Origin of the sequence: Halomonas sp. KM-1, assembly GCF_000246875.1 — a bacterium.
Lineage (GTDB): Bacteria > Pseudomonadota > Gammaproteobacteria > Pseudomonadales > Halomonadaceae > Halomonas > Halomonas aerodenitrificans.
Genome location: NZ_BAEU01000112.1, coordinates 1 through 10,684 on the forward strand (window position 1 = coordinate 1; position 10,684 = coordinate 10,684).

General features: G+C 56.1%; 9 protein-coding genes. 4 read left to right on the forward strand and 5 right to left on the reverse strand.

The window, feature by feature from the left end; translation table 11 throughout:
- Nucleotides 1-34: 34 nt before the first annotated feature.
- The 5 genes from B8115_RS12635 to hemA all read right to left on the reverse strand — a co-directional run bounded on the left by B8115_RS12635 (nt 35) and on the right by hemA (nt 6,045).
- Nucleotides 35-1,234 (reverse strand): MFS transporter, encoded by a 1,200-nt coding sequence (locus B8115_RS12635; protein WP_010628171.1) that lies wholly within the window; start codon nt 1,232-1,234, stop codon nt 35-37.
- Nucleotides 1,235-1,312: 78 nt separating this feature from the next.
- Nucleotides 1,313-3,166 carry an asparagine synthase (glutamine-hydrolyzing) gene (asnB, locus tag B8115_RS12640; protein ID WP_010628172.1) on the reverse strand — a complete coding sequence of 618 codons (1,854 nt, stop codon included), beginning with the start codon at nt 3,164-3,166 and terminating at the stop codon, nt 1,313-1,315.
- 22 nt (nt 3,167-3,188) lie between these two features.
- Complete coding sequence (locus B8115_RS12645; RefSeq protein ID WP_010628173.1) at nt 3,189-4,259, reverse strand: Gfo/Idh/MocA family oxidoreductase; 1,071 nt, start codon at nt 4,257-4,259, stop codon at nt 3,189-3,191.
- Entirely contained in the window at nt 4,256-4,759 is a 504-nt protein-coding gene (locus B8115_RS12650; protein WP_035591014.1) for a GNAT family N-acetyltransferase, read from the reverse strand. Before B8115_RS12650 ends, B8115_RS12645 begins: the two co-directional genes overlap by 4 nt.
- Complete coding sequence (gene hemA / locus B8115_RS12655; RefSeq protein WP_010628175.1) at nt 4,759-6,045, reverse strand: 5-aminolevulinate synthase; 1,287 nt, start codon at nt 6,043-6,045, stop codon at nt 4,759-4,761. Before hemA ends, B8115_RS12650 begins: the two co-directional genes overlap by 1 nt.
- A gap of 102 nt (nt 6,046-6,147) precedes the next feature.
- Here hemA and B8115_RS12660 point away from each other — a divergent pair, with 102 nt between their 5' ends.
- From B8115_RS12660 to B8115_RS12670, 4 genes are all read left to right on the forward strand, one after another.
- Nucleotides 6,148-7,005: a helix-turn-helix transcriptional regulator gene (locus tag B8115_RS12660; protein WP_026038098.1), complete on the forward strand. Its 858-nt coding sequence runs from the start codon at nt 6,148-6,150 to the stop codon at nt 7,003-7,005.
- Between the two features lie 145 nt (nt 7,006-7,150).
- Nucleotides 7,151-8,296, forward strand: coding sequence for a hypothetical protein (locus tag B8115_RS23330; protein ID WP_141638585.1), 1,146 nt, complete (start codon nt 7,151-7,153; stop codon nt 8,294-8,296).
- 261 nt (nt 8,297-8,557) lie between these two features.
- Complete coding sequence (locus B8115_RS23335) at nt 8,558-9,265, forward strand: ETEC_3214 domain-containing protein (protein WP_141638586.1); 708 nt, start codon at nt 8,558-8,560, stop codon at nt 9,263-9,265.
- A 48-nt stretch (nt 9,266-9,313) separates the two neighbouring features.
- Nucleotides 9,314-10,684: AAA family ATPase (locus B8115_RS12670; protein ID WP_010628178.1), on the forward strand; the 1,371-nt coding region annotated here is incomplete at its 3' end.

The window sequence follows — 10,684 nt, forward strand, 5'->3', positions numbered from 1 at the left end:
ATACCAACCATAGGGAATTTCTTTCTCTCGATTCTCAGTTACAGGAACCGGCTTGCGTCTCGGCTACCAGCGTTGGCTGCCGGCGCAGATTGACGATCTGCAGAAGAGCACCCAACGCTGCTACACCGCCAGCGCATGCGGCCAGTGACCAGACAGGAAGCTGCAGCAGCAGTACGAAGCCCCCGGCTGCTGCACCAATGGCGCTGCCCAGGTACAGCGCTGATTCGTTCAGGGCAATGGCTAAATTGCCGTCGCCCTTAGCTTGGCGGGCCCGGATGAGTTCGTTATTTTGCGGCACCTGCAAGGCCCAACCAACGGCACCCCAAAGAACGATCGGTAGCATCACCAACCAGGTGCTTAGCGCGGCTGAAACCGGTAGGACAAATAGCGATGCTGCAAGAATCAACATAATGGCAAAGGTCACATTCGGTCCCTTGAGACGATCAACAAGTGGCCCGACCAAGAAGCTGCCGAGTACGCCGCCAATACCCCAGACCCAGAGATAGGGTGTGACTGAGCGCACGGCGCCATAGGCCGGGTCAGTCAATAGCGGAGCGATGAAGGTGTACATGCCTAGGCTGGCAATGGCCGCAAGCAGGGAGACCGTCAGAATGACCAGTACATGGCCGTCGCTGAGAATCGTCAGCTTCTGTCTTAGCGAGCTGGCTGTCGCTACGGGCAGGGCTGGGAGTTTTAGCAGTAAGCCGACAAAGGCAATCAAGCCGAGTAGGGCGACAAGCCAAAGTGCCGATTGCCATCCCATCTGCTCAGCAAACAACAGGCTGAGCGGTACGCCAAGCACCACACCGCTGGCCATGCCGCCCATAATGATTGCAATGGCCTTGCCGCGGTGTTCTGGGGTGGAAACTGCCGCAGAGGCGCCAATGCCCATGGCTAGGTATACGCCGGCACCTACGCCTGCAATGGCGCGCCAGATCATGAGCACAGTGAAGCTTTCGGCCAGTGCGCTCGCGGCATTGGCGATGACGAACAGGCCTAGAGACAAGAGCAGGCCGGCACGCTGTCGATGGGCTGGGGTCAAGGCAACAAAAATTGGAGAGCCCAGTCCATAGGCGAGGGTGAAGGCAGTAACCAATTGTGCAGCCATCGACACGGATACCGCGAATGAGGCTTCGATCATAGGAATCAGCCCAGCGGTAACGTAGGAGGCCATGCCGAGGGCAAAGGCTCCCAAGGCTATTAGGTAAACGGAAGATTGGTTAGGAGTATTCATACTCATTGCTCACTTGGGGTCCAGGTAATATTTAAGGGAAAGGATGTGGCCCCGAGTCAGGACCACATCTTGTGAGGGCTAGAGTTCGAGACTCACGTCGTACTCGTTCAGCCAACTGTTGAGGCCGACCGCCAACTCCATGCCCATGCGCTCGTACATGGGCGAGACGCTACCGAGCGGCTTGGCAAGTGTTTGCTGGAGTCGGCCTCTGTCGAGGAGCGGCGTCACCGGCGCGTTTCGATCAGCTTGGATGGCGGCTAGGGCATCGCGTAGGGCCTGTTCATAGGCAGGGTCTTGGGTCGAGGGGTAGGGGCTCTTGACCCGCTCGCTGATCGACTTCGGCAGCAGGTCGCGAGTCGCTGCGCGCAGGATGCTTTTCTCCCGCCCGTCGAAGGCCTTCATCGCCCAAGGAATGTTGAAGGCATACTCGACCAGCCGGTGGTCGCAGAAGGGCACCCGCACCTCGAGGCCGACGGCCATGCTCATGCGGTCCTTGCGATCCAGTAGGGTCTGCACAAAGCGCGTCAGGTTGACGTAGCTCATCTGGCGCATACGCTGGTCTATCGTACTTTCGGTCGGCAGTACCGGTGCTTCGGAGATCGCTTGGGAGTAGCTGTCATGCAGGAAATTCTGCATGTCCAACTGTGCTAGCAGTCCCTGATCGAACAGAGGCTTACCGTCGAAATATTTGCCCGTGACTGAGGTCAGCCAGGGAAAGGTGTGGGCCTGGATCGCCTCAGGGTCGTGGAACCAGCGGTAGCCGCCGAATACCTCGTCCGCGCTTTCCCCGGACAGTGCCACTGTCGATTGCCGGCGCACCTCCTGGAACAGGCGGTAGAGCGACGGCCACATGTCCCCCCAGAAGGCCGGAGGCAGGTCGAGGGCGCGAACGATCTGCGCACGTAGCGCTGGGTCGGCCAGTTCGCGACTGTCGAGGACAATTTCCTGGTGACTGGAGCGGATCTTCTCCACTAGATCACGGACAAATGGGGCATCCGGCGTGCCGCGCACGGCGTCGCTGGTGAAGCCGCTGCCGTGATCAACGAAGTCGACGGAAAAGGAGCGAATGTTCTCCTTGCCGGCTGCCAGCAGTTTCTTCGAAGCCAGCGCGGTGATGATTGAAGAGTCGAGCCCGCCTGAGAGCAGGCTGCATAGCGGTACGTCAGCGATTATCTGGCGCTCGACGATGTCCTCCAGCAGGTCGCGGGTATGGCGAATGGTCTCGTCCAACGAGTGGCTATGCTCACGTGCTTCCAGCTTCCAATAGTGGCGGCGGTATAGGCCTTGGCGGTTGATTCGCACTACCTCGCCTGGCATCACTTCGTTCATGCTGGCGAATACGGCATGCCCCGGCGTTTTCACCATTTCCAGAATTTCTCGCAGGCCATCGGCGCGCACTTTACGCGGCACCAGGGGATTGGCCAGCAGAGCCTTGGGCTCGGAGCCGAATACCACACCGTCGGAGGTTTGGAAGTAGTACAGTGGCTTGACACCCATGCGATCGCGAATCAGCAGTAGTTCTTGGATGCGCAGATCCCAAATGGCGAAGGCATACATGCCATTGAGACGATCCACGCAGGCTTCGCCCCATTCCACATAGGCGCGTAGAACCACTTCGGTATCACTGCGGGTCTCGAACTGGTGTCCGAGTTGCTGCAGCTCGGTGCGCAGCTCTCGGAAGTTGTAGACCTCGCCGCTGTAGGTGATAGCGGCCACTTCGCGCAGGCCGCCGTGCATGGCTGTCATTGGTTGACGGCCACCTTCCAAGTCAATGATCGACAGGCGTCGGTGTCCTAGGCCGACTGGACCGTCGATCCACAGCCCACCGGCATCCGGTCCGCGCAGGGCCATAGTGTCGGTCATGCGTTGGAGGGTGCCGCGTTGCGTTTCCATGTTCTGGCTGTAGGACAGCCATCCAGTGATTCCACACATAGTCTTTCTCCTTGTGAGTGAGCTATCCAAGGCTTTCCAAGTCGCTGTCCTCGGCCAGCAGCACGCGTGTTTCGCCATGGACGTAGCGAACCGGTGGTGGGGTTTGGGCGTGGTTGTCGAGCTCGTTAAGCAGGCGCTGTAGCTCCATGGCGGCTTCGAGATCGGCGAAGGCTTGGGGTGGTTGTTCCTTGAGTGCCACTGCGTGAACCACCTGCCGGCATAGACGCGAGAGTTTGTGCAGAGTGTCGAGTCCAGGCTCGTGAGGGGCGGCTGCGAACTCGTGCAGCAAGTCCTCGGTTCCATTGGCGTTGCGTGTCCAGATTCGAAGCTGGTCGTGGTCCCAGCGCGGCGTGTCGAACACTAGGCGTGCGTGTATCAGCCGGGTATCGCGATCAACGAAGCTGAAGTCCACCGTGCGCTGGCGTGCGATGTTGACGAAGCTGGCGTAGCCGGTAATTCGCGCCTCACCCAGACTGGCAGTGAGCTGTAGGGTGTCGAGCACCTCGCTGCCGGAGATCGAAAAGTCCGAGCGCACGCCTAGTACGCCATGCACCTTGAGCTGGCTGGCGCGCGGGCAGATCCAACCAAGTAGATCCAGGGCATGGATCACTTCGCTGGTGACACCGCAGGTGGGGCGGTAGTCGTTGATGCGATCCTTGCCCCAGTGGAAGCTGGCGCGCACCAATTGCCAGTCGTAGCGTTCGACCCACTCGCGCAATTGCCGGCTGGCGTCCGAGTAGCGCTCCACCAGATCCAGGGCAAAGCCACTGATGTGTTTCAGTGCGCCGAGCAGCTTGTCCAGGTTGTCCTGCGGCGTGGCCAGTGGCTTCTCGCAGATCACGAAGCCTCGATAACCGGCCAGCTGTTGCAGCACTAGCGCATGGCTGTGGTCGTTGACGCTGACCACGACGATATCCGGTGCAAACTCCTGCAGCGCCCGGTCAACGCTGTTGAAATAGGGCAGCTCGGTCGGTTTCTGCCGGCGCCCGACGTAGGCCAGCGACAGCGGCAGGTCAGTGCTCGCGGCGATATGCTCGAAGGCGTGCTGGTAGCGCTTGCCGGCGTAGCCTAGGCCGATGACAAGGATTTTCATGCCGAGGCCTCCTGATGGATCAGTAGGCGCTCGTCGCTGATGACGAAGCCCAGTGTCTGGTACAGCTTGTCGGCAGCCTCGGTGCTCTGAAGCACCACGGAGCCTACGCTGCAGCTGGCGAACCAGCGCAGCAGGTTCTGCATCAATTGCCGGGCTATGCCACGGTTACGCCATTGCGGCTCCACCACCACCGACTGTACCCAGCCGGACAAGCCGTTAAGGCATCCGGGAGCTGGTGCACGTTGATCGATAATCGCGGTTGCACAGCCAAGCACTTCACCAGTTTCCTTGTGTTCTGCGGCGAGAACATGCACGCAATTGCTTGTGTTTAAGTGGCTGCTCAGCCAAGTGCGGTAAGCCGCGCGCCAGCGCATTGAGTCTTCTGGTGTCTTGCTCGAATACATGGCTTCAGTGCCATCCAGCAAGTAAGCACGCAGCTCCACTAGCCTGTTCAGGTCGGCCACCATCGCAGGGCGCACGATAAGGAAGGGCAGATCCATCAGGCCACCTCCGCACTGAACACTTGGGACGCAAGCGGAATGGAGAAATGCTCGAATGTCTCGCGTAGTGATACCGCCAAATGCTCGATTTGAGCGTCGCTGTGGTTCGGTGTGGCATTCACGCGGAAGCGCTCGGTACCTACCGGTACCGATGGATAGTTGATCGGCTGCAAGTACACACCGTGGGTATGCAGTAAGCGTTCAGCCGCAGATTTGCAGCGCTTCGCCTCGCCCACCAGCACCGGCAGTACGTGCGTTTGTGAGCAGGGCATGACTGGGATGTCATGTTGTTGGAGGTATGCGCGCAGCTTGGCCGTTTGAGCGTGCAACCGCTCCCGCTCCGCACTGTTGGCCTTCAAATGCTCGACACTGGCTAGGCAACCAGCGGTTATTGCCGGAGGAAGCGAGGTGGTAAAAATGAAGCCGGTAGCGAAGGAGCGCACGGCATCGACAAGCACATGAGTCGAGGCAATATAGCCACCAATTACCCCGATGGCTTTGGCCATGGTGCCTTGAATAATATCTACTTGATCGGTAAGGCCGCGTTCAGCCGCTATGCCCGCGCCACGAGGGCCGTACATGCCAACGGCATGTACTTCGTCGAGGTAGGTGAGCGCGTTGTAGTGCTTGGCAACGGCGACGATCTCTTCGATGGGGGCGATGTCTCCGTCCATCGAATAAACTGACTCGAACACCACAAGCTTTGGTCGATCCAGTTGATAGCTGGACAGTATCTGCTCTAGATGGGCTACGTCGCTATGACGGAAGATCTGGCGCTCGTTGGGCGTCGAGCGGATGCCGTTCACGATAGAGGCGTGATTCAGTTCGTCGCTGACCACCACGCAGTTGGGAATGCGGCGTAGAAGACATTGGATGGTGGCGTCGTTGGAGCCGAAGCCGGTAGGGAAAACCAGAGCAGCTTCCTTACCGTGCCAGTCGGCGAGGCTTGCCTCCAGGCGTGCGTACACTTCGTGAGACCCACCAATATTGCGTGACCCGCCTGAGCCGGCGCCATAGACCCCTAGCGCCCTGTGCATCTCGGTAAGTACGCACGGATGCTGGGACATGCCCAGATAGTCGTTACTGCACCAGATGACTACGGGCTCTGGGTGATGATCGCTCAGCTTGGCTAACGGGTACTGGCCGCAGAGACGGCTGAGGGTGGTGAAGGTTCGATACTGGTTGGAGGACTTCAGAGTCTCTAGCTGATCGCGAAGAAGTGACTGGTAAATCCTGTTGACCCCTTTGCAGATTGATGACACATCAATGTGTAAACTCTTAATCAAGCAAGAGTCCTGGCCCAGGTTCGTCAGCCAGGAATGGGTATTCTTCTTCGGTTTCTCGAAGGGTACAATTTGACCGTTTATGCTATTACTTGAGGTAACCCTATGAGCGCACCTCAGACACCCTCCCAGCACACCCGGGCAGAGCTGGCTGAATTTCTTCGTAGCCGCCGCGAGCGAATCTCACCGAAAGAGGTGGGATTGCCTGCTGGTGGCCGGCGGCGCACACCGGGGCTGCGCCGCGAAGAGGTGGCAGCCTTGGCTGGGGTTGGCTTGTCTTGGTACACGTGGCTGGAGCAAGGGCGGGATATTAAGGCATCTTCTGCTTTTCTCGATAACCTCTCACGAGTGCTCAAGTTGGATGAGACTGAGCGCCGTCACCTTTTCTTGCTAGCTCATCAGCGGCTGCCACCGGAGCTAGGCCATGCCATTTGTGTGGTTCCACCGTTGATAAATCGGTTGTTAAATGACATCCCTTCACGACCTTCCTATGTACTTAATCTGCGCTGGGATGTGTTGATTTGGAATTCAGCCGCAGACCGGGTGTTTGGTTTTTCAAGTCGACCCGCCGATAGGCGTAATTTCTTGTGGATGCTGTTTACTAGTCTCGGCATGCGTGAGCTGTTTTCTCCTTGGGATGAGCAAGCGCTACAGATTTTATCGAGCTTTCGTCGTGACTTTGTGCGCGCCATACATGATACTGATATCACCGACTTGGTGACGGAACTAGAAAACGTATCGCCTGAATTCAAGGCTTGGTGGCAACAGCAGGATATCCATGGTCCATGCCAAGGCATTCGCCACTTGCAGATACCCACGGTTGGGCAAGTGGAGTTCGAGCATACTTCATTGTCTATCGACGAAGACCGCCATCTGCGTCTTGTGTATTATGCAGCAAAGGAAGGTAGGCCTGAGAGTCGAGCCTTTGAGAAGTGGCTTCAGCAAGAGCCGGTTCAGGCATAGGATTCGCTTTTCCTGTCTGGAAAAACCAGCTCCACTTCAGAAGGTGGAGCTATGCTGTGACAAGCTGGTGGGCTGCTAAGAAAACCTACCTTACGCTTCGACATGGTGCTGAGTATAGTGTAAGTTACCATTAGGGATTTTTTTTGTGCGAAAAGTAAGCTGCAAATCGCCAGCAGAGTCAATTCGTTTTCATCAGAGGCATCCAGAGATTTCTATTGATCGCTACGTCAAAGCCAAGATGGTCGAACTATGGAATTCAATTTGCGGTGTTGAAAAGGTTTATTTAGATAAACGATTCTGGATACTCCTTCGAGATGCTGATATGGGTAGATCAACGAAGTCTGCATCGGATCAATTGCTGCGCGAAATCAGGGCTGCTGTTCAGCAGGGAGCTATTGTTTTTCCAATCAGCGAATCCGTCTTTTTTGAATTGCTTAAGCAGCAGGACTTGAAAACGCGCCGGGCAACGGCAGCGCTAATTGATGAGTTCAGCCATGGGGTCACGCTTGTTCCTTATGAGCAGCGAGTGGGGCAGGAACTTATCAGCGTATTTGCCAAGCTCTCGAATATGGATGCCGAATTTCACGGGCCAACAGAGCTGGTTTGGTCAAAACTTAGTTATGTACTTGGGGTTGTTCATCCATCATCAACGCCATTTGATTCAACTGACGAGCTAGTAATTCAGAAAGCATTTTTTGATCATATGTGGCAGATTTCGCTTGTAGACATGATTGAGTTGTTGGAAAGCAATGAAGATTTAGTGCGAGACGCTTTCTCGGATACGGCAGAGCACTTGAACAAGCTGAACCGTCAGCATCAATCGGAAGTAAGAAAATTCAAACAGGTATATCTTGATGAGTTTCGTGGTGCTTTGAGCCTGTTTATGCATATCCCCCGTATGTGGTTAGAGAATAGTTATGCAAGGGAGTCCAATAGCTCACTTTCACTTACCGACAATGAGAGGCGAGCCCAAGAGTACAAATTACACACTGTGTTTGGGAGCCTGGTTACAAAAAAGCGTGTGGCATTAATGATGCCTAGCCTGCATATTCCTGCGCTATGTCATGCGGCAGTGCGCTGGGATAAAGGAAGAAAATTGGCGCCAAATGACTTCTATGATTTTAAGCATGCTGCGGCCGCAGTCGGCTATTGTAATGCATTCATGACAGAGAAGCCGCTGAGAACAATGTTGCAACAGAAACACCTAGGGCTGGAAAAAGATTTTCCTTGTACGGTTATCTCGGACATTGACGAAGCTATTAGCTGGATAAGAGGACGAGTAGGTGGTTAACATGCGCGTGCGGTTGGATGAAAAAACTAACATTCTTGGCTGGTAGTGTAATGTCCCGCGTTGTGAAGTTTGTTGATGCGAGCAGAAAAAGAGTAGTGGATAAATCATTCGTTGACAGTCTGTGGGCAATCCTTGTCGGAATCTGGAGCGTACCGATAAAAAGAGATCATTAATTTATAGGAATGTCGGGCCTCGATATGGCATTGATATAATATCGTAGGTATGGTCTCTCGGTTATGATTTTATTTGAAGGGGGCGTTCTTGAGCGCGCATTTAAAGTGGTTTAAATTTGTTGTTATTTTTTTGATGGGCCTCATGGCTGTTATTGGCTACCTCAATGATGTTCACGGTTTTTATGGAAATTATATAGAGCAGAGGAGGGCTGAGGATGGGCTAGAGCTTATAAATGCGGGGGTTAGTATAAGTCACGTGGAATCGGTGTTTGGTAGTCCCGTAAGTGAAAATCATGATAACGAAAAAGGTTTGTTTGAATATATTTATTCCTTTGATAAATTTTATTTGCAGGTCGTATTTAATAAAAACAATACAGTGGTATTTTTTGCCGTGACCTCTAAGGATAGAGGGTTTGAGCCGAAAATTCCTTATTTGAATGGAAATCTGGGGTCCACTTTTGTTGAGCTGTCTGGTTTTTACTCAGAAAACGTAGCTCGCATAGGTTCAAAGCACTTCGAGTATAACGAAAATATTTATGAGGGGAATCCTTGGAATTATCGCAATGTTTATCTTGCTTATAATCCGGCGGGGGTGGATTACGGGAGAATGGAAGCTCTTCCAAGAGAAGAAATTCCATACCCATCTCGCATGGTGTCTGATCAATTTAGGAATAAGTCTCACCCAAATACTTATGGTGTTGGTTCGATTCACGGTGGAAGAGAGAGTGGTGAGTTGAATTTTGGGGTTGGTATTGAATATTTTAGCTCGAGAGATTTGCCTGAACACAGGTATTGAAATTAAAAATAACCTTCCTCATGTTTTCATTGGCCAAGGAGCCCACCAGTGACCATCCCCCAAGACGGACGCTTGCGGCTGGATCGTGAGCGCTTGAAGCAGCACCGTAAGCGGCTGGGCCTGAGTCAGGAGGCGCTGGCCGAGTACTGTTTTGATCGGCGCTTGTGCGTCTCCACCGCTTCCATCAAGCGGGCGGAGAGTGGCAAGGCGGTGCTGTATCGTACCGCGCGCCACCTGGCCGAGATCTATGAGGTCGAGGTCGAGGAGCTGTCGGCGGAGGCCGAGGAGGCTGCCGTTGTCGCTGCCGATATCGAGGAGATGGAGAGCGCCCGTGTACTGATCCAGCTACATGCCGTGGCGGCCGATCCCTCGGCGCTGGCGAGCTGGGTGCAGCATTTCGGCGGCAGCCTGGAGGAAGGCGGCACGGCGCTGTTCGGGCTGCCCCGGGCTTACCGCAGCGATGCGCAGCGTGGCCTGTTGTGTGCCGCCACCCTGGTGGAGCAGGGGGTGGCCCGCGGCGTTTATCTTCAGGCCGGCCATTGGCCTACGGCTGTGCCACTTTCCATGTCGGGTGGGCAGAGTGGTGTGTGGGTCGAGCGTGGGGTGGCGGTGCAGTTGACGGAGCGCTTCGTTTTCGATGATGAAGGCGGGGAGTGGCTGCGCTATCGCCAACCCCGGGACGAGGCTCATGATGCTCGCTTCGAGCTGGTGGGGCGCCGGGTGCAGTTGGGCCAGCTGCAAGCCATTCTCGAGAGCACCCAGGCTTACCAGGCCGGTCATCTGATCTATATCCGCGGGGTGGCGGGCATCGGCAAGACGCGCCTCAGCGCCGAGTTTGCCGAAATGGCCGCGGCCCATGCCGATCATCATCAGGCCGAGGTGCTGGACTTCGGTACCCGTGCCGACGAAGGCCCGCTGATGCAGCTCGCGCGTTCGCTGCTGCAAGCTTCCGGTGAGGTGAAGGGTGAAGAACTAACCGAGGCGCATCTGCTGGCTCGTCTCTCGGCGCTGCGCCTTCCCATGGATCACGCCATGCTGTTGCGTCCGCTGCTGGGCTTGCCTCAGCCGGAGGAGGCGCAGTCGCTCTATGCGGCCATGACCCCGGCGACCCGCAGCCAGCGCCTGGTGCTGGCACTGCGCGATCTGCTCCTGGCGCGCTCCATTCATCGCCCGCAACTGGTGGTGGTGGAGGACCTGCACTGGTCCGACGAGGCGCTGCTGGCCACGCTCACCGGGCTGCTGCAGGGTACCCAGGAAGCGCCGGTGATCTGGCTGTTCACCTCGCGCCTGGAGCAGGACCCGCTGGAGAGCCGCCTGCGCCCGCAGCTGCCGGAGCTGCCGCTCACCCTGATCGAGTTGCCGCCGCTGCGCCCGCAGGAGGCCGAGGCCCTGGTGGCCAGCTACGGCACCTCGCGATAT

What these genes read in the sequence shown, in the direction of transcription:
- B8115_RS12635 (WP_010628171.1), bottom strand. Translation starts at nt 1,234, where the DNA reads ATGAATACTCCTAACCAATCTTCCGTTTACCTAATAGCCTTGGGAGCC.
- asnB (WP_010628172.1), bottom strand. Translation starts at nt 3,166, where the DNA reads ATGTGTGGAATCACTGGATGGCTGTCCTACAGCCAGAACATGGAAACG.
- B8115_RS12645 (WP_010628173.1), bottom strand. Translation starts at nt 4,259, where the DNA reads ATGAAAATCCTTGTCATCGGCCTAGGCTACGCCGGCAAGCGCTACCAG.
- B8115_RS12650 (WP_035591014.1), bottom strand. Translation starts at nt 4,759, where the DNA reads ATGGATCTGCCCTTCCTTATCGTGCGCCCTGCGATGGTGGCCGACCTG.
- B8115_RS12660 (WP_026038098.1), top strand. Translation starts at nt 6,148, where the DNA reads ATGAGCGCACCTCAGACACCCTCCCAGCACACCCGGGCAGAGCTGGCT.